This window comes from [Pseudopropionibacterium] massiliense, assembly GCF_900607225.1.
Lineage (GTDB): Bacteria > Actinomycetota > Actinomycetes > Propionibacteriales > Propionibacteriaceae > Arachnia > Arachnia massiliensis.
In genome coordinates this window covers 1820105-1840412 of the sequence record NZ_LR027842.1, presented here as the reverse complement: position 1 = coordinate 1840412, position 20308 = coordinate 1820105, and the positions used below count along the sequence as shown (strand labels likewise).

Genomic DNA, 20308 nt, shown 5'->3' with positions numbered 1-20308 from the left:
ATGGAGTTCCGATCCCAAGCCTTGGCGGCCCGCGCGGCGAGCCGGCAACTGGCCGTCCTGACCCGCGACGCGAAGGACCGTGCCCTGCACGCGATGGCCGACGCCGTGGCGGCCGCAGGGAAGGAGCTGCTGACGGCCAACGCCGTCGACGTCGATGCGGCGCGGGGAGCGGGGACGCCCGAGGCCGTGATCGACCGGCTGCGTCTGGACGACGAACGGGTGCGGGGAATGGTCGGCGGACTGCGTGACGTGGCCGCGTTGCCCGACCCGGTGGGTGACCTGGTGAGGGGCTGGCGGCTCGGCAACGGCGTCGAGGTGCGGCAGGTGCGGGTGCCCTTCGGGGTGGTGGGGATCATCTACGAGAACCGCCCGAACGTCACGGCGGACGCGGCCGGGTTGTGTCTCAAGTCAGGCAACGCGGCCCTGCTGCGCGGCTCAAGTTCGGCCATCGAGTCGAACCGGGTCTGCGTCGGGGCCCTGCGCGACGGGCTGAGAAACGCCGGGCTGAGCGCCGATGCCGTCGCCCTGGTGGAGGGTGGACGCGAGGTCACGGGCGAGATGATGGCCGCCCGGGGCCTGGTGGATGTGCTGATCCCGCGCGGCGGAGCCGGGTTGATCAACGCCGTGGTCGAGGGGGCGAAGGTGCCGGTGATCGAGACCGGCACCGGGAACTGTCACCTCTACGTGGACGCTTCCGCCGACATCGGCAAGGCCGTCGGCGTGCTGCTGAACGCGAAAACCCAGCGACCCAGCGTCTGCAATGCCGTTGAGACGCTGCTGGTGCACCACGACATCGCCGACGCCTTCCTTCCCGTCGCTCTCGACGCGCTTCGCGACGCGGGCGTGACGGTTCACGGAACCCCCGAGGTGGTGGCCTTCGCCGAAGACGTGGTTCCGGCCGGTGAGGACGAGTTCGAGGCGGAATACCTGTCGCTGGACCTGGCTGTGAGGGTCGTCACGGACATCGACGAGGCCATCACCCACATCCACCGCCACACTACCGGCCATTCCGAGACCATCATCACCGAGTCCCGGGCCGCGGCCGACCGGTTCGTCACCGGGATCGATGCCGCGGCGGTGCTCGTGAACGCCTCCAGCAGGTTCGTCGACGGGGGCCAGTTCGGGTTCGGAGCCGAGATCGGGATCTCCACCCAGAAACTGCACGCAAGGGGTCCGATGGGCCTGGCGGAGCTGACCTCGACGAAATACATCGTGAACGGCGACGGCCAGGTGCGGATTTGAGACCAGGAACACGAGGAGGGATCGTGAGGAACCAGTGGGTCGGAGGGCTGCTGGCGATGGCCCTCCTGGTGGGTGGGTGCGGCTCACCGCAGGCGGGGGAGAGCGGCGCGGCCTCCGCGGGTAACAGCGGAACACCGGCGACGACGGAATCGAGTGGGGCCAGAACGTCGCTGCCGGTGGTGGCCGTGCTGGATGCCTCGGGTTCCATGACCCACGACGACGCGGGGGAGGGGATCACCCGGATGGCGGCGGCCCAGCAGTCGGTCACCAGCCTGTTCGGGGCACTTCCCGCGGGCACGCCGGCGGCGCTGGTGGGGTACGGCACGAAGATGCACGGCGACGACGTGAATGCTGAACAGGGATGCGCCGACGTCGAGGTGGTGGAGGCGATGGCCCCCGTCGACGCCACGGCACTCAAGACGAAGGTGGATGCACTGGTCGCGGGAGGTTGGACTCCCATCGGGCCCGCGCTGCGCGAGGCGGCGGCCCAGCTGGCTGGGCAGCCCGGACGAATCGTGCTGGTTTCCGATGGGAAGAACACCTGCGAATCCGCCCCTCCCTGTGATGTGGCGAAGGAACTGAAGGCCAGCAATCCCGGATTGAGCATTTCGGTCGTCAGTCTGCGCACCGACGAGGAGGACGTGCGTTGTGTCGCCCGTGCCACCGATGGTTATTACACCACCGCGGACAATGGAAAACAGCTGGCCTCCCGGACCTTGGCGGCACTGGATGAGACGAAGGCGCTCGCGGAACTGTCCCCGTCCGGAGCTCACGGAATAGGTGTGGGGGACACCTACGAAACAATTTCGGGGAATCATTCTGACTTTCCCGCGCTGTCCTCAGGGTCGTCGCGGCAGTGGAACGGACAGACCGTCACCGTGATCGTGTGGCGTGATTGCGAATGGTTGTTCAGGGACAGCGAACTGGTGGCGATCAGTTCCGGTGAGGGCACCAAATCCACGCCCACCGTCGACGGGATTGCCCTCGGCGATCCGGTCTCCAAGGCCGATGAAATGCTGGGCTCTCCCATCGCGGAGGAGAACGAGGGCGCGGACAGCATCCGTATCTATCCAGCCACTCAGACAGCCCTCTACTGGCGTCTGGGATCCGATGCCGAGAGCAGGATCCGGGTGGTGTTCCTGTGCCGCTGCGCCCCGGATTCCGAGGCGATGGTCATGTCTTTCGCGGGGCTCGGACTCTACAGGATAGGCGACACCAACATGGTCGAGCGAGGAGCCATGGTTCCCAGCACCGATCCTTGTGAGGCACCTTTCGCGACCGCCCCCGAGCTGGCTGCACAGGGTGTCTACTTCCAGCTCAAGTACGAGCCCGGAGGGATCAGGGCGGATTCCCCGCTGGTCGAGATACATGTTGGTGGACACCTTGTGTCCTGGGAGGTCACGTCAAATCTGGCCACCTATGGTGGAGTGAAAATCGGAATGACCTTTGATGAGGTGCGACGCAGGCATCCCGATCTCCGTATGGAGACCAAGAACGGCAATGGTGGTCCCTTCGAGGCGGGGGTCATTCGTTCCGGGGAGAGGGAGATGATCTTCTTCCCGGACCGGGAGTCGACTTCTCCGAGCGGTTCAACTCCCGTGGTGGGGATGGCGGTCCGTGACTGGTCCGCCGACCTCTACGGGGGTTGTTGACCGGATAGCATGCACAGCATGGTTTTGCTGGAAACACCGACCGAGGCCGACCCCTCCGTGCTGGCCCTCGTGATCATGGGGGTGATCCTGGCGCTCGGGGTGCTGGGGTGGTGGCTGGGGGTCAGCGGCGGAAGGGAATCGGGGGAGCAATGAGCACCACGGAATTGGCGGTGGCCCGGCAGGGGCGGGAACGGCATTACCGGCTCGGGGTGATGGGCGGCACCTTCGACCCGATCCATCACGGGCACCTCGTGGCCGCCAGTGAGGTGGCCGCGAAGTTTTCCCTCGACGAGGTGGTCTTCGTGCCCACGGGTGTGCCGTGGCAGAAAACCCACCGGAACGTGACCCAGGCGGAGGATCGGTACCTGATGACCGTGATCGCCACCGCGTCGAACCCTAGGTTCTCCGTGAGCCGCGTGGACATCGACCGGCCCGGGAACACCTACACCGTCGACACCCTGAGGGATCTTCGTGCGGAGCGTGGCGACGACGTGGACCTGTTCTTCATCACCGGCGCGGACGCGGTGCGGCAGATCCTCACGTGGCGCGGCGCGGAACAGCTGTTCGATCTGGCGCACTTCGTCGGGGTGACCCGTCCGGGGGTTCCCATGACGGAGGACGACCTGTCACATCTGCCATCGGATAAAGTGACGCTGCTGGAGGTCCCGGCCCTGGCTATTTCCTCCACCGACTGCCGTACACGTGTGCAGCGTGCCGAGCCGATCTGGTACCTAGTGCCGGATGGCATCGTGCAGTACATCGTGAAACGCGGTCTCTACCCGCATCCTGAGACAGGAGTTCCAGTTGACAACACCTGAGTCCGTGATCACACACGTGACCATTGCCGCGGAGGCGGCAGCCGGGAAACTCGGCACCAACATCGTCGCCTTCGACGTCAGCCAGCAGCTGACCATCACCGACGTGTTCCTGATCATCAGCGCCAGGAACGAACGCCAGGTCGGGGCGGTTGTCGACGCCGTGGAGGAGCAGCTCATCAAACAGGTCCAGCTGAAACCAGTGCGCCGCGAGGGTGACCGGGAGAACCGCTGGGTGCTGCTGGACTACATCGATTTCGTGGTGCACGTGCAGCGCACCGAGGAACGCAGCCTCTACAATCTGGAACGGTTGTGGAAGGACTGCCCACAGATTCCGCTCGACGTGCACGAGGTGCTGGTGCCACAGGACGACGAAGAGCAGTGACGCACACAAAACTTGTGTTCCTTCGGCACGGTCGCACGGAATGGAACGAGCTCGGAAAACTGCAGGGACAGGCGGACGTCGAACTCGACGAGGTGGGGGAGAAGCAGGCTGAGGAGGCGGCCCGGTTCTTCGCGGACTGGGATTTCGAGGCCTGCTACACATCCGACCTGAAACGGGCCCTCCGCACCGCCCACATGGTCGCGGAACCCCACGGACTCGACGTGGTGCCGGATGCCCGGTTGCGGGAGATCAACGTCGGCAGCTGGAGCGGCATGACCACCGCCGAGGTGATCCGCGTGTTCCCCGGCTTCATCGACTTCTACACCCACGGGGTCGATTTCCAACGCTCGGCGACGGGCGAAACCTTGGCGGAGATGACCGCCCGGGCCCTGGAATCGGTGCGGGAGATCGCGGAAAGACACGAGGGACAGCAGGTGCTGATCGTCACCCATGGCTTGCTGCTGTCCAAGGTGGTCAGCACCTTCATGGGCATCGGTGACGTCCTCAGCATCCCGGGCAACATCACCTACTCGCTGGTGATCGGGGGAGAAAACCCCAGACTCGTCACCTACAACACCCCGGCGAGACAGCTTCCCTGACCCACGGCTTGCGCGCCGCCCGCGACTCCGGTAAGTTCAGGGAGTCGCGAGACACGGGGCTATGGCGCAGTTGGTAGCGCGCTTCCATGGCATGGAAGAGGCCAGGGGTTCGAATCCCCTTAGCTCCACAACCGCCAATGATGGCGAGTTTGGCTTGTTCCACGTTCGACCGAAGCAGTCTCAAATTTCACTATGATCGTAGTCAGCAATATCATCCAGCTAGCGCGGAGCATACCTACAGGGCTATGCCGGGGCCCTGATAAGTTTGGGGTGCGTGGGCAGGTATCTTTGACCTAGCTCCCGCGCTGCTGGGATGATTGAAAGAGCGAGCGGTCTTTGGAGGAGCACGCTTGCTCGCGCCGGGACGTGCGGAGTTGAGGAGTGCTGATGGGTGCAAGGACGATCCACCCGTTTCCTGCCAGGATGGCACCGGACATCGCCATCAATCACCTCGACTCCGTCACAGGTGAGTCAAGGTTAGTGGTGCTTGACCCAATGTGTGGATCAGGGACGGTCCTTAGTGCGGCGGCAGGCAAAGGTCACGTGGCACGCGGGTTTGATGTCGATCCTCTCGCCGTTCTCATGAGCTCGGTCGCGACTCAGGCCGTTGATACTGAAGAGGTCGTCGCGGAGGCGGAGCGTGTCTGTGCACGGGCGCAAGCGTCAAGCGTGAGCGAGCCGCGGTGGGAAGACCCGGAAACCATCAAGTTCGCCGAATATTGGTTTGCAGCGCCACAGCGTATTCAGCTCAACCGACTTGCATGGCAACTGGATAGGGTTGGCGATGACGCGGTTCGTCATGCTCTCCAAGTTGCGCTGAGCCGGATCATTGTCACTAAGGCGCCCAAGGCATCACTGGCAGCCGATACATCGCACAGTAGGCCCCACCGTGTGGTAACTGAATCCAGCTACGACGTATATCGTGGGTTTGAAAAGTCAGTCAACGGCCTAAAAAGATTGCTCGATGAGCGGTCCATTGTCGGACAGGTGGAAGTTCGCAGGGGAGATGCGCGTGCGCTCGATCTGCCTGATGCGTCAGTTGATTTGATTATTACCTCACCGCCATACCTTAATGCAATTGACTATATACGCGGGCATAAGATGTCGCTTATCTGGTTCGGATACACGATTCCAGAGCTACGAAAAACCCGATCCAATAGCATTGGTGCTGAACGCGCACTCGGCGATGATGCCCTCAAGTATGTCGAAGATATGGTGCAACATATAAAGGACTCAGTAAATGTTCCCGATCAACTTCCAGTAGCGACCATCACTCGCTACGCTCAAGATCTCGCAATCTTCGCGTGTGAGATGAACCGTGTTTGCAAGTCGGGGGCGGAAATCGTAACGGTGATAGGAAACTCTACGCTCCGAGGAAATTATATCCAGAATGACGCACTCGTGAGTTTGGCTTACGAGGTTTCTGGTTTTCGGCTAATCAAACGTTCTGAGCGCGCGCTGCCTGAAAACCGGCGTTATCTGCCGGTCCGGACTAGTAACAAAACGTCGTCTATGACTAAGCGGATGCGTACAGAAGTAGTACTTACAGTCGTGAAACAATGAAAGGGAAAGCTGTGTCCACTATTTTTGGAGATGTGAGTCCTGAAAAGAATCGTGTTGACTTGGCTTCTGGTGAACTTTCATTGAATTTCACTGGGGGTGTAGTTGATGTAGTTGATCTTGTGCAGAGTGGCGATCATGTAGGTCATGTTCCCGTGAAGTTGTCGTATGGAATCATCGAGCGTTTTTCGGAAGGACTGTATAGTTCGCCTAACAAGACCTTTGAGGAGCTGATTACCAACTCATATGACGCAGGTGCGCGTGAGGTATGGGTCTACCTTGCAGCTGATCTGTCGGCAGAAACAGCTACACTTCTCGTGATAGATGATGGTGAGAGCATGACGTTTGAAGGACTTGCTGATCTTTGGAAAATTGGCGATTCTCGTAAACGAAGCGAAACGCCACCTCCGGGTCGTAAGAAGCCTGTTGGCAAGTTTGGTATCGGCAAGCTGGCTACTTATGTGCTTGCAGAACAGCTGACCTATCTAGTTCATAGGGATGGTGAATATTTGGCAGTCACAATGGATTATAGACGCGTCGCGCCGAGCGCCGAGCTTCTTGATGGCATTGATCTTTCGCTGAATGTGGTTAGTTTGACGGAAGGTCAAGCCATTGAAACTCTCGGGCGTGCTCTTGCGGGCACGCCAGCTGAAAAAAAGGCTAAAGTTCTTAAGATTCTTCCGAAACGGGAGCATTGGACAGCCGCGCTGCTCTCGTCACTTAAACCGACAGCGCGTGGGATAAAGTTTGGTCGCTTGCGATGGGTTCTACGTAGCGCGCTTCCATTGAACCCGGAATTCAAGCTCTGGTTGAACGACGATGAGATTAAATCCTCAAAAATTGATGGCGAGGAGTTATGGACGTTCACTATCGGTAAAGATGATGCCACTCTGCCAAGAACTTCTGAACAATCTTGGGGGCCTGCGGATCTGGTTGAAATCGAGGTAGAACAATCAGGGCAGTTTCTAAAACTTCCTGCTGGACGCTTGCCGAAGGCAGGGACTGTGTGGGGACATGCAACGCTGTACAAGCAGCCATTGGGGCGCGGGCGCAGTGAAGACTTGGGTCGAAGCCATGGCTTCTTCGTGCGAGTTCGTGGAAGATTAATCAATCTCGATGAACCAGATTTCGCTGTAGGTCCTGAGCTTCGACATGGTACATTAATTCGCTTCCGCATGGAGGTGAATGCAGATGATCTTGATGATCAAGTGGCTAGCTCTCGCGAGAATCTAAAGGAATCCGAACCGCTGCAGGAATTGAAGAATTATCTGCTTGCAGTATTTAATAGGGCTCGTACTGTGTCGGCTGAGCAAGACGATGATGATGTAATTTCCGGAATTGCTAAGAATGGTCGTCTCGCCAAGCCGAGTGCAGCACTTAGCCAAGGGCCGCTACGGCGGATGCTACAACGGGCGGTATCGGGTGAACCAGCAGTAGCTCACCGCCTTGGCCTTGACGACGTAGGGATTGAAAACGCTGGGAAACTCCTAGCGGAAGGTGGAGATGTTATCGAGAGTGTGCTTCTGGAAGAGTGTAATTCTGCCAAGCCCATGGCTGTCTATGATCCAAAGCGACGTGCGGTTGTCCTGAACCAAACTCACCCGTTTGTTACCAACTACATCGGGGGAAAAACAGTTGCGGAGCCCTTGAAACTCCTCGGCTTAAGCGAAATCCTTACGCAGGCTTATCTTTTGGAGGAGAATATTTCTCCAGAAGTTATAGAACGTGTAATGTGCCGACGGGACGCCTTTTTGCGAGAACTGACACTGCGTTTTCCTCGCTCAGCGCCAATTATTGCACAGCGGCTGCGCGATGCAATGAACGACGAGAAGGCACTTGAGGATGCGGTGGGCGATGCTCTCGAGCTTCTGGGGTTCTCAGTTACTCGTCTCGGCGGTCCTAAGCACGGCGCAGATGGTGTTGCCACTGCTAGACTTGGGAAACGAGGTGCCGACAGCTCTTCATACGCATTCACCTATGATGCGAAATCGACCAGAGAATCCGCGCATGGGGCACTTTTAAACGAATCTTCTGAAAATATTGGGAAACGCAAAGCAGCGGGTCGAATCCGTGCAGACACGGCGCGTACATCAATTCTTCGAGTTCATCGCGAGAAGGCAGCGGAAAGACATGGGCTCGAGATTGCCCCAAGTTTTACACTTCTGGTGGCTCCTGACTTCCAGGGAGCTCTTGATGATGAAGGCTTGATCAATGACGTATGCATTAACGATGCTATAACTGCGATACGAGTTAATGACTTGGCTCGACTGGTTGAACTGTTTGCGCTTCAAGGGCTTAACCCGGCAGATCTTCGCTCATTGTTTGACATGCGGAAACCGGAAGATACGCGGGAATGGGTGGATAAACAGTCGAAGCAAGCCCGCACTCCGCGGCCACCTGTCGCGGTGCTGGTCGAGACGCTTGTCGAGAATAGCGAGCGGAAAACTCCCATAGGCTATGAAGGCTTGGCGGCGTATCTTGTACCGAAGGGATATGACATGGACCTCTCAGAGATTGAGTCACTGGTCCGTGGACTAGCTGCTCTCGCGCCGAAATCTATCTACACGGATGGCCGCTACGTGGCCCTCAATGCCACACCTGTGGCATTGTATGCTGAGATTCGCAATTCGCTTGACGTATTTGACCCAGAACTTGTAGCAGAGTACCTGGATACTGTGCCCAGTGAAGGTGAAGAGTAAGGCAGGCCTTGGGTGAGGGCCGCGAAGGCTTAATTCGTAGGGTGAGGTTTGCTTGTGGCTATCTTTGGTTGATTTTAGACTCGAATTTTCTGACCGGCAATTTGTTTAAATTAGCTATGAATAAGCCTTCTTGCGTTCATAATGATTAGTGCTAAGGAGGGTGCGGTCTGAGTCGGACTTGTGGCAGCGGGATAGAAAGGCCATGACATGTTTGCTCTGGTTGGCTGTCGGTCGGGTCACTACTTCACGCGCCCGGAGATGGGGGAAGGCTGCATCGACCTGCCCAGCCGCCACCCGCTACTATTCGGGGGTGCGCGCTGGTCACCCCGATGATGGATTCCCCGCGCACGATTTTCGGCGGGAGGAACCGGAGGGAGGGGTTCTGTGACCGGGGCAGAGACCACATCCGGTCTGGCCGCCCTGCGTGCGGGGCAGCGACTCCGCGGCCTGGTTCCGGGGCAGACGGTCACCGTGATCGCCGTCGAGGTCATGGATCCGACGCTGGTGGAGGTCTTCTACCGGGACGAGTCCGGGACCAGTGGCGGCCGCATGGTCACCGAGGCCGACGCGGCTGATCTCGAACCGGTGGGTGATCTCGAATCCGCCCCGGCGTTCGACGGCGACCCGGACGAATTCCGGCTCGCGGCGGAGGCGTTGCGCATCAAATACGCCGCCCTGTACGACCCGATGGTCGCGGTCAACAGCTCGGATGTGGACCCGCTGCCGCATCAGATCCGCGCCGTGTACGAGGAACTGCTTCCGCGTCTCCCGCTGCGGTTCCTGCTGGCCGACGACCCGGGCGCCGGGAAAACGATCATGGCCGGCCTCTACATCAAGGAACTGATCCTGCGTTCCGATTGCGAACGGGCGATCGTCGTCGCTCCCGGCGGGTTGGTGGAGCAGTGGCGCGAAGAACTGGCCACCAAGTTCGACCTGCGTTTCGAGGTTTTCAACCGCCAGATGATCGACGACGCCCACGGCCGCAACGTCTTCGCCGACCACAACCGGCTGATTGCGCGAATGGATCAGATCTCCCGCAACGAAGACCTGATGGAACAGCTTTCCGAGGTGAACTGGGACGTCGCCGTGGTCGACGAGGCACACCGCATGTCCGCCCACTATTCATCCTGGGCGGGCGAGGTGTCCGAGACGAAACGTTTCAAGCTGGGCAGGCTGCTCTCGGAAACCGCACACAACCTCCTGCTGATGACCGCCACCCCGCACGCGGGAAAAGAAGAGGATTTCCAGCTGTTCATGTCGCTGCTTGACCGGGACCGCTTCGAGGGCCAGTACCGTCAGGGGGTGCACCGCACCGACACGAAAGGCCTCATGCGTCGCATGGTCAAGGAGGACCTGCTCACCTTCGAGGGCAAACCGTTGTTCCCAGAACGCCGTGCCTACACGGTGGCCTACGAACTGAGCCCGGCCGAACGGGAACTCTACGATCTCGTCACCGACTACGTGCGCACGGAAATGGGACGCGCCGAACGCATCGCCCAGGCGGGCGACAGGAAACGCGGAAACAACGTCGGATTCGCCCTGACCGTTCTGCAACGCCGCCTCGCCTCCAGCCCGGAAGCGATCCTGCGGTCGCTGGAACGCCGCCAACGCCGACTCGAAGACAGGCTCCGCGAACTCACCCGCATCCAGGAAACGGCGAACCCTGCAGAGAAGGAACAATCCGCCGCCCGGTTCGACGCACAACTCCCGTCCCTGTCGATCCACGAATACGAAGACATGGACCTGGAAACAACCGATTCGGAACGCCTCCAATTCGAAACCAAGGTGGAGTATGTGGTGGATCGCGCAACCGCCGCGCAAACCATTCCGGAGCTGCACACCGAGATCACGACCCTTGAGGATCTCATTCGCATCGCATACAAGGTCCGGCGGCTGGACGACGACAAGAAATGGGTGCAGCTGCGCACCATTCTCGACGAACAACTACTGGCCGGCGACGGCACCGGGGCGGCGAGGAAAATCATCATCTTCACCGAGCACCGGGACACCCTCGACTACTTGGATCAGAGAATCAGCGCCCAGCTCGGCCGCTCCGACGCGGTGGTCAGGATCCACGGCGGTACCAGCCGCGAGGAACGAATGGCGGCGCGTGAGAAATTCACCCACAACCCCGACACGGTGGTGCTGCTCGCCACGGACGCCGCGGGGGAGGGGCTCAACCTGCAGCGCGCCCACCTGATGGTCAACTACGACCTGCCGTGGAACCCGAACCGGATAGAGCAGCGCTTTGGACGCATCCACCGCATCGGTCAGCGCGAGGTCTGTCACCTGTGGAACATGGTGGCCAAGGACACCCGCGAAGGCGATGTTTTCACCCGGTTGCTATCGAAGATCGAACAGATGTCGGTGGCATACAACGGAAACCTGTTCAACGTGCTCGGTGACGACGACGCCTTCCAGGAACGGTCCCTGCGCGACCTGTTGATCGAGGCCATCCGGTACGGGGACCGCCCCGAGGTGAAGGCCAAACTGGATCGCATCATCGACGCGGGGGTCAGGGACGGGCTGGACGAGATGCTCGCGGAGAAGGCGCTGCATCCCGAGATGTTCAGCGCACTCGATCTCGACGAGGTACGGGCCAGAATGGAAAAGGCCCGCGAACGCCGCCTCCAGCCCGGCTACATCGCCGCCTTCTTCCTGTCCGCGTTCGAACGCCTGGGCGGGCAGGTCCGCAAACGGGAGAAGGGACGCTACGAAATCACCCGCGTCCCCACCCGGGTCATCGACATCGCGCGCCGCCTGAACCGCTGGGCTCCCGTCGCCGACCAGTACGAACGCATCACCTTCGAACTGCACCTCACCCACCCCGAGGGCCAGCCGCCCGCCACCCTCATCGCCCCGGGCCAGCCACTGCTCCACGCCGTGATCGAGGCGACAATCGAGGACCTGGGGGCGGCACTGCGGCACGGTACCGTCCTGGTCGACAGGCGCAGCCAACAGGCGGAGGTCCCGGCGTTGATGTACACCGTCGAGCAGCGCATCACGAACTCCGCGCCCGGCACCGACACCGTCTCACACCATTTCGACTACCCGATCCTGGAACCGGACGGAACGGTCACGGTCTCCGCGGCACCCCCCTACCTGGATTACGACGCACCCCAGCCGGGAGAGGCCGCCGCCATCACCTCGATCCTGAACGACGAATGGGTGAAGGGAAACCACGAGAAGACCGTGCGCGCCAACTCCTACCGCAGCGGCATGCAACCCCGCATGGAGGAAATCCGCGCCCGGCTCGAAATCGAGGTGGCCCGCACCTGCAAACAGGTCAGGGAGCGGCTGCTCGCGGAGATCAACCACTGGGATCGCGAATACAACCGCCTGGAGGATCTCGAACGCGCAGGCACCATCGGCAGGGTGCGGGCCGAAACCGCCCACGCCAAGGCCCGTCAACTGGAGAAACGCCTCGAACGCAGAGGCCACGAACTCGCGCTCCACACCAAACTCGTCGCCGTTCCCGGGGTGATTCGCAGCGCCGCGCTGATCGTGCCGAGCCGCCTCATCGAAGTGGAATCCGGGCAGGAGACGCCGGCCAGGACCCGCGCCACGGAAGAAGTGGAACGCCGGGCGGTGGAAGCGGTGCTGGCCGCGGAACGGGCCATCGGCAGGAACCCGGTGGAGATGCCCCGCAACAATCCCGGCTACGACATCCGTTCCACAGATGAAGAGGGCCGGATCCACTACATCGAGGTCAAGGGCCGGATCGAGGGAGCCGACACGTTCGCCATCACGACCAACGAGGTCACCTTCGCCCAGACCCAGGGCGAGAGACACCGCCTGGCGCTCGTCCAGGTCTCACCCGACGGCCCCGAACACGACGAACTGCGCTACGTCACCGACGCCTTCGCGCACCTCGAACCATCCGCCACCACACGCTCCTACAACGAGGAATGGCGCGACTACTGGAACAAGGGAGGACCGCCACGATGACCGGCCCGAACCACTCCAGCCAACCCGCAGAAACCGAAGGAAAATCCGTGGCGAACACGCCGAAGAAGAAACTCATCGAGACCTCCCTGCCGCTGGAGGCCATCAATGCCGCATCGGCTCGCGAGAAGTCGATCCGCCACGGACACCCCTCCACCCTGCACCTGTACTGGTCGCGCAAACCACTCGCGACCGCCCGCGCCGTGCTGTTCGCGCAACTCGTCGACGACCCCGCCTCGCGCCCGGAGGAGTTCCCGACCGTCGAGGAACAGGACGCCGAACGCGCCCGCCTGCACGCCCTCATGGAAGAGCTGGTGGTGTGGGAGAACAGCAACGACGAACCACTGCTGCGCCGGGCACGCGAGGAGATTCGCAAGAGCAACGGTGGTGAACTTCCCGCTGTGCTCGATCCCTTCGCGGGCGGCGGATCCATTCCCCTGGAGGCGCAGCGCCTGGGTTTGGAGGCCCACGCCAGCGACCTCAATCCCTTGGCAGTGCTCATTAACAAGGCACTCATAGAGATACCGCCCAAATTCGCGGGGCAGGAACCCGTGCACCCGGGAGGCAATGAACAAAGCATCTACCAACGCGCCGAGGGACTCGCGGAAGACGTCCGCTACTACGGCAAATGGATGCGCGACGAGGCATTCCGGCGCATCGGTCACCTGTATCCCAAGGTCAAGGCCCCCGACGGCACCGAACACACTGTGATCGCTTGGAAATGGGCCCGCACCGTGAAAAGCCCCAACCCCGCCAACCCCATCGAGGTCCCCTTGGTGAACTCGTGGTGGTTGAGCAAGAAAAAAGGCAAGGAAGCTTGGGTGCGTGCCACCGTGCAGGACGGGCGGGTGCACTACGAAGTGGTGCATGACAGTGTTGGGCCAGCAGATGAAGGCACCATCAACCGCAAGGGTGCTGTTTCCGTGGCCGACGGAACACCGATCGGTTTCGATCACATCCGGACCGAATCGCGTGCGGGACGCATGGGCGCCGATCTCATTGCCGTGGTGGCAGAGAGCCCCCATGGTAGGCTCTACATCTCACCCGCCGCAGAACACACAAAGGCGGCCGAGGTCCCTCGACCCGAAGGGCTGTCCGACGCCGAACTGCCGGAACAGGCTCTCGGGTTTCGTGTCCAGAACTACGGACTCAAACGCTGGATAGATCTCTTTACCAATCGGCAGCTCGTAGCCATGACCACACTGAGTGACCTTGTCGCCGAGACGCGGGAACAGGTCTTGGTGGACGCTTTAATCGCGGGCGTGCCGGAGGGAGATCGCCTTGAGGCTGGCGGCTCCAGGGCACAGGCTTATGCCGATGCAGTTGCTACGTATCTTACGCTGGGAGTGAGTCGAATTATCGACTATAGCAACGCCATGTGCAGCTGGCATTCAGGACGTGATACAATTCGAAATCTCTTCTCGCGTCAAGCTGTTCCGATGGTGTGGGATTACGCGGAAACAAATCTCTTCTCAAGTTCGGCAGGTAACATTTTAGGGCAAATTGTCTGGGTGGCTAAAGTGTTGGAACATGCAACTGCTAATTCCGAAGGGAATGTGAGCCAGGGTAGTGCTTTGAGAAGAGCCTATGACGGCTTCGTTATCTCTGCTGATCCGCCCTATTATGACAATATCGGATATTCGGATCTCTCGGATTTTTTCTATCTATGGTTGCGTCGCTGCCTTCAGGAAATCCATCCGCAGGTTGTTGGAACGATGTTGACCCCCAAGGTGGATGAGCTCGTCGCCAATCCCTACCGTCATGATGGTAAGGAAGGTGCAAAACGTTTCTTTGTTGATGGTTTCAATTCAGTTTTTCGTCGTATCCGTCAGGGAAGGGTCAATTCGGCGGTGCCCATGACGGTGTACTACGCCTACAAACAGCAGGATGCTGAGGCTGAGGGTACTTCATCAACCGGTTGGCACACTCTTCTCAACGGACTCATTGAAACAGGATGGGAGATCACCGCCACTTGGCCGGTGCGGAGTGAACTTGCCAATCGACCTAGGTCACAGGCCAGCAATGCTCTCGCTTCCTCCATAGTGTTGGCCTGCCGTCCGCGACCTGTGGATGCTGATTCCATCACTCGCCGGTTGCTCGTCGCTCGGCTCAAATCCGAATTGCCGGAGGCGCTGCGGACGCTCATGCAGGGGGCCATCGCCCCTGTTGATCTGGCCCAGGCGGCCATTGGTCCCGGTATTTCGGTGTTCTCCCGGTATGCGCGGGTGCGTGAGGCCGACGGGTCCGACATGTCGGTGAGGGACGCCCTGCTGCTCATTAACGCCACCCTCGACGAGGTGCTGGGGGAGCAGGAATCGGATTTCGATCCCGATACGCGGTTCGCCGTGAAGTGGTACCGCAGCTACGGCTGGGGCACCGAGAGCTCTGGCCTGGCGGATCAGCTGGCCCGCTCCACCGACACCTCCATCGGCGCCTTGGAACGCGGCGGTATTTTCGAGGCCAGGGGCGGCAGGGCGCGGCTGCTCTCACCCGAGAACCTCAGCGCCGGTTGGACGCCACAAACCGATGACCGGCTCAGCATCTGGGAGGCTACGGTTCGTCTGGCCGCAGCGATGGCCGATGGTGGGGTGGAGAAGGTCGCCCAGTTGCTGCCCGGGTTGCAAGAGGTGCGGGTGGATCTGGACGCGGTGAAGGAACTCGGCTTCCTGCTCTTCCACGAGGCCGAGAAGAAAAAGGACGCCAAGGACGCGCTCCTGTTCAACAGCCTCGTCAGCGCATGGGGCGACGTGAACGAACAAGCCAGGAAACTCGCCTCGGTGCCCCGCTCCACCCAGGAAGCATTCGACTTCGGAGACGAGGACTGACTCGTGACCACGCACAACCACCCAGAACCGGTCCCGAGGCCCGCGACCTCCGCGGGAGCGGATCTCACCCCCATTCACCAAGCGGCGCTGTCCGGGGAGGGCTCCCTGCTGGAACGGGTCTCTTCTCTCATCGAACAGACCCGTGCCGCCGTCGCCACACAGGCCAATGCGGCCCTGACCTTGATGCATTGGCACATCGGGCGGATGATCGATACGGAGATCCTGTGTGAAACCCGCGCTGACTACGCCAAAGAGATTGTTGCTTCACTGGAGCCACAATTGACTCGGAGGTTCGGCCGAGGTTTCACCAGAGCGAACCTGTACCGCATGATCCAGTTCTCCCAGGTCTTCTCTGACGAGGAGATTGTCGTATCACTGTCGCGACAATTGAGCTGGAGCCACATCCTGACCCTCCTGCCGGTCCGGTCCCCGGAGGCGCGGGCCTACTACATCGACCAGGCCGTCAGCGCGCGGCTGAGCGTCCGGGCGTTGCGGGAACTTATCGGGCGTCACGGCTACGAACGCAAGGAGAACGCCAACGCCCAGGCGCTGGGCGGGTCGATGATCCCGGCGGACAGTTTCTGCGATCCCTACTTCTTGGAGTTCCTGGGTTTGCACGACTCCTGGGCGGAGCGGGACCTGGAGGAAGCGATCATCCGGGAGATGGAGGCGTTCCTCCTGGAGGTCGGCAACGGCTGGGCATTCGTCTCCCGGCAGCAACGGATGACCGTCGACAACGACGACTTCTACCTCGACCTGCTGTTCTTCAGCCGCCCGCTGAGGCGGTTGATCGCCGTCGAACTGAAGATCGGGAAGTTCAAACCGAGTTACAAGGGCCAGATGGACTTCTACCTCAAATGGCTCGACCGGTACGAAAGGCAGCCCGGCGAGGAGGCACCCATCGGCCTCATCCTGTGCACCGAGGCGAGCCGGGAACAGGTGGAGCTGCTGGAGATGCACAAGGACGGCATAGTCGTGGCCGAGTACTGGACCACACTGCCGCCCAAGGAGAAACTCGAGACACGCATCCAGGAGATCTACCGGGACGCCCGGGAACGGATCGCCCGACACCAGATCACCCCGGCAACCGAGGACCGAGATGACTGACCACACCCGACACGCAGGCACCACGTCGTAGGAGACACCGATGGCAGTGAACAACCGGGACCGAATCAGCAAGGCCTTCGACCTGCTCTCCGAGGGCCTCCAGGATGTGGTGGACGAGGTGATGACCAAGGTCTACGGATCGTCGCAGTGGCCGACGATGTGGGCCGACGAGGACGCGCGACGCCGGGGGAGTGCCCCGAAGATCCTCGCGAAACACGATGTCCAGGTGCAGCTGCGCGCGATCACCGAACGCGGTTACGAGTTCAGGGATGTGCTGTCCCGGGCGCAGCAGAGTTTCGCCTCGGAGCTGCGGGAGACCCGCAACCAGTGGGCCCACAACGCGCCGTTCAGTTCCGACGACACCGATCGCGCCCTCGACACAATCGTGCGGCTCCTCCAGGCGGTGGGATCCGCCGATTCCGCGGCCGATGTGCGCAAGATGCGCTCCGATCTGCGGCGCACCGTCTACGAGGACCAGACCCGCCAGCAGGTGAAGAGGACGAGAAAGGCATCGCTCAAGCCGGGCGGCGGGCTGAAGCCGTGGCGCGAGGTGATCCATCCCCACGACGACGTGGCGCGCGGCGAGTTCACCGCCTCGGAGTTCGCCGCCGACCTGCACCTGGTGCACACCGGCCAGGCCACCAGCCCCGAGTACGGCGACCCGGGAGAGTTCTTCACCCGCACCTACCTCACCGAGGGCCTACGGGACCTACTCAGCCGGGCCCTGCGTCGCATGAGCGGCGACGGCAACGCCAGCCCCGTGGTGAACCTCCAGACCAACTTCGGCGGCGGCAAAACCCACTCGATGCTTGCCCTCTACCACCTGTTCAGCGGCATCCCCGCGCAGGACATGCCCCAGGAGATCCAAGACCTCGTCGCCGGGAACGGAAACCCGCGGCTCGAGAAGCTCGGGGTGCGGCGAGTGGCCCTGGTTGGAACCTACCTGCAGGCCGGCTCCACGCACACCAAACCGGACGGCACGAAGATCCACACCCTGTGGGGGGAGCTCGCCTGGCAGCTGGGCGGGCGGGAAGCCTACGAGATGGTCGCGGATGCGGACCGATCCGGGACCAATCCCGGATCGGCCCTGCGAACGCTGATCCAGAAGTACGCGCCGGCGCTGATCCTGATCGACGAATGGGTGGCCTACGCCAGGCAGCTCGTCACGGACAAGGAGTTGCCGTCGGGTTCCTTCGAGACGCAGTTCACCTTCGCCCAGTCGCTGACCGAGATCGTCCGGTCCGTGCCGGGGGCGATGCTGGTGGTCTCCATTCCGGCTTCGGACACAGGCGCGGCCGGCGCCGGCAGCGATATCGAGGTCGGTGGCGCGAACGGTCAGCTCGCGTTGGAGCGTCTCCAGAACGTGATTCGCCGGGTGGCCGATCAGTGGAGGCCGTCCAGCAAGAACGAGTCGTTCGAGATAGTCCGCCGCCGCCTGTTCCAGCCCGCGGATGCCGAGGCACTCAGGACGATTGCCGCGGTGGCGCGCAATTTCGTGGGCTTCTACCAGAGCCACGCGGCGCTTTTCCCGCGCGACGCAGCGAAGGTCAGCGACGAGTACGAGAAACGAATCCGCGTCTCCTATCCGCTTCATCCCGAGCTGTTGGATCGGCTCTACGAGGACTGGTCCACGCTGGAACGATTCCAACGCACCCGTGGCGTGCTGAAACTCGTGTCGTCGATAGTCCACGAACTGTGGAAGTCCGAGGACGCCTCACCGCTCATTCTTCTCGGTAATGTGCCGTTGGACGCGACGACGGTCAACACCGATCTGACCCAGTACCTAGAGGATCAGTGGAAACCGATCATTGATTCCGACATCGACGGGCCCAGTTCCATGGCTCAGCGCATCGACCTGGAGCGCCCGAGCCTGGGGCAGCGGTTCGTCACCCAGCGGCTAGCGCGCGCGATTTTCATGGGTGCTGCTCCGCGCGTCCGGAGTACCCACAGGGGATTGGACAAGCAGTACCTGTGGCTCGGCACTGCGATTCCCGGCGACACGCTGGGTAATTTCGGCAGTGCCCTCGAACTGCTGGCCCAGCGGTCCACCTATTTCTACGAGGAGCAGGGGCATTACTGGTTCGACACGCAGCCGTCGGTGACCAAGACGGCCAATGATTACGCCGAGCGGCTCCGCGAGGATCCCGAGAAGGTGTGGAACGAGATCACCCGTCGGCTGCGCGCGGAGGAAAGGTCCCGCGACGTGTTCGACCGGGTTCACATCTCCCCGGAGTCGAGCGCCGACATTCCCGATCTGGAGGATGTGCGTCTGGTCATAGCTCATCCCCGGTATTCCTGGCGCAAACAGGAGAGCCGGGAATCCGAAGCATACCGGTGGGTTCATGACGCCGTCGGGGCCAAGGGCGCCAGCCAGCGCATTCACCGCAACACTGTGGTGTTCTTGCTGGCGGACAGGAACCAGCTGGATGGGCTGGAGGCCGCGACTCGCGCCTATCTCGGGTGGAAACAGGTTCAGGCGACCAGCGAATCCCTAAACCTGTCGGTCCAGCAGCGGAAACAGGCCGACGAGCAGGTGGGTAATTTCGATCAGGTGGTCGCGGATCGCATTCGAGGCACCTTCATCTGGATGGTCTACCCTGTGCAACCCGAAACGACGCAACCCTTCGAGCTGGAGGAGGATAAGGTGTCCGATTCCGGCGGTAGGTCATTGGCGGAGCGGGTTTCCTACAAGATGCGGTGTGGTGATTTGCTCGTCACCGAGTTCGGTGCGGCAATTCTCGGGTCCACCCTGCGTGATAAACTCGGCGCCAGGTGGCGTGAAACCGGTGAGATCAGCGTCGGTGAGTTGTGGGGGTATTTCACCCGCTACATCTACATGGATCGGCTCGTGAAACGCGAGGTGCTCGATGCTGCCATCGAGCGTGCGCTAACCGCCATCCTGGTGGAGAACGAATGCTTCGGAATCGCGGCGGGCAAGGATTCGGAAACCGGGCGCTACCGGGGGCTTGTGCTGCCACCCGACCCGAATGCGACGATCCAGGTGACCGACAGCACCCTGCTGGTGGATCCTGCCCGTGCTCAGGAACAACTCGACGCAGACCGCGCCGCCCGGGAAACCGCACCCCCGGCTGCAGCCGACAGCCAATCGGAGGGGGGACACGTCGATGTGGTCCGGGTTGCACCGGGCATTGGGGAAGCCGACAGGGCCGGGGTGGATGAAGTGGTCAAGACCGTGGCCGCGCGTTTCTTCGGATCGGTGAAGATCGACCCCGAACTCTACTCCCGCGACATCGGAAACATCACCCGGGAGATCATCGACCGCCTGGCAGGGGCAGGGGCCCGCCTGGAGATCACCATCGACATCCAAGCGGTGAAAACCGAAGGATTCAACGACACCGAAATCCGAACCATCAGCGAAAACGCCCGAGTCCTCAAATTCGATCCCAGTTCTGGGTTCGAGAAAAGCTGACGTGGGAATGAAACGAAACGTGAAGGGATGGTGCTGGGGTGGCTGAACC

At 61.3% G+C, this 20308-nt stretch carries 12 protein-coding genes and 1 tRNA gene; all 13 read left to right on the top strand.

Annotated elements, in window-relative coordinates; translation table 11 throughout:
- The 13 genes from E0E39_RS08150 to E0E39_RS08095 all read left to right on the top strand — a co-directional run bounded on the left by E0E39_RS08150 (position 1) and on the right by E0E39_RS08095 (position 20259).
- Positions 1–1242: a glutamate-5-semialdehyde dehydrogenase gene (locus E0E39_RS08150; protein ID WP_130874294.1), complete on the top strand. Its 1242-nt coding sequence runs from the start codon at positions 1–3 to the stop codon at positions 1240–1242.
- Between the two features lie 23 nt (positions 1243–1265).
- On the top strand, positions 1266–2894 hold the full coding sequence (locus tag E0E39_RS08145) for a vWA domain-containing protein (protein ID WP_130874293.1): 1629 nt from the start codon (positions 1266–1268) through the stop codon (positions 2892–2894).
- 18 nt (positions 2895–2912) lie between these two features.
- The gene (locus tag E0E39_RS16610; RefSeq protein WP_281275584.1) at positions 2913–3047 is read left to right on the top strand and encodes a hypothetical protein; all 135 of its coding nucleotides are present in this window, start codon (positions 2913–2915) and stop codon (positions 3045–3047) included.
- The gene (nadD, locus tag E0E39_RS08140) at positions 3044–3712 is read left to right on the top strand and encodes a nicotinate-nucleotide adenylyltransferase (RefSeq protein ID WP_130874292.1); all 669 of its coding nucleotides are present in this window, start codon (positions 3044–3046) and stop codon (positions 3710–3712) included. Before E0E39_RS16610 ends, nadD begins: the two co-directional genes overlap by 4 nt.
- Positions 3699–4094, top strand: a complete 396-nt coding sequence (rsfS, locus tag E0E39_RS08135; RefSeq protein ID WP_130874291.1) for a ribosome silencing factor — start codon at positions 3699–3701, stop codon at positions 4092–4094. The genes nadD and rsfS overlap by 14 nt, the downstream gene beginning before the upstream one ends.
- 14 nt (positions 4095–4108) lie before the next feature.
- On the top strand, positions 4109–4693 hold the full coding sequence (locus E0E39_RS08130; protein ID WP_165444696.1) for a histidine phosphatase family protein: 585 nt from the start codon (positions 4109–4111) through the stop codon (positions 4691–4693).
- 55 nt (positions 4694–4748) lie between these two features.
- Positions 4749–4821 (top strand) — tRNA-Ala (locus E0E39_RS08125).
- A gap of 259 nt (positions 4822–5080) precedes the next feature.
- Positions 5081–6256 (top strand): TRM11 family methyltransferase, encoded by a 1176-nt coding sequence (locus E0E39_RS08120; protein WP_130874289.1) that lies wholly within the window; start codon positions 5081–5083, stop codon positions 6254–6256.
- Positions 6257–6288: 32 nt separating this feature from the next.
- Positions 6289–8952, top strand: a complete 2664-nt coding sequence (locus E0E39_RS08115; protein ID WP_165444695.1) for an ATP-binding protein — start codon at positions 6289–6291, stop codon at positions 8950–8952.
- 384 nt (positions 8953–9336) lie between these two features.
- Complete coding sequence (locus E0E39_RS08110; protein WP_130874287.1) at positions 9337–12900, top strand: helicase-related protein; 3564 nt, start codon at positions 9337–9339, stop codon at positions 12898–12900.
- On the top strand, positions 12897–15722 hold the full coding sequence (locus E0E39_RS08105) for a DUF1156 domain-containing protein (RefSeq protein ID WP_130874286.1): 2826 nt from the start codon (positions 12897–12899) through the stop codon (positions 15720–15722). The genes E0E39_RS08110 and E0E39_RS08105 overlap by 4 nt, the downstream gene beginning before the upstream one ends.
- Positions 15723–15725: 3 nt before the next feature.
- Complete coding sequence (locus E0E39_RS08100) at positions 15726–16829, top strand: PDDEXK nuclease domain-containing protein (protein ID WP_130874285.1); 1104 nt, start codon at positions 15726–15728, stop codon at positions 16827–16829.
- 40 nt (positions 16830–16869) lie between these two features.
- Positions 16870–20259, top strand: a complete 3390-nt coding sequence (locus E0E39_RS08095) for a Swt1 family HEPN domain-containing protein (protein ID WP_130874284.1) — start codon at positions 16870–16872, stop codon at positions 20257–20259.
- The last annotated feature ends 49 nt before the right edge of the window (positions 20260–20308 follow it).

Bases quoted from the DNA above. Each gene is read 5' to 3' on its own strand.
- E0E39_RS08150 (WP_130874294.1), top strand. From the start codon at position 1: ATGGAGTTCCGATCCCAAGCCTTGGCGGCCCGCGCGGCGAGCCGGCAA.
- E0E39_RS16610 (WP_281275584.1), top strand. From the start codon at position 2,913: ATGGTTTTGCTGGAAACACCGACCGAGGCCGACCCCTCCGTGCTGGCC.
- nadD (WP_130874292.1), top strand. From the start codon at position 3,044: ATGAGCACCACGGAATTGGCGGTGGCCCGGCAGGGGCGGGAACGGCAT.
- E0E39_RS08120 (WP_130874289.1), top strand. From the start codon at position 5,081: ATGGGTGCAAGGACGATCCACCCGTTTCCTGCCAGGATGGCACCGGAC.
- E0E39_RS08105 (WP_130874286.1), top strand. From the start codon at position 12,897: ATGACCGGCCCGAACCACTCCAGCCAACCCGCAGAAACCGAAGGAAAA.
- E0E39_RS08095 (WP_130874284.1), top strand. From the start codon at position 16,870: ATGGCAGTGAACAACCGGGACCGAATCAGCAAGGCCTTCGACCTGCTC.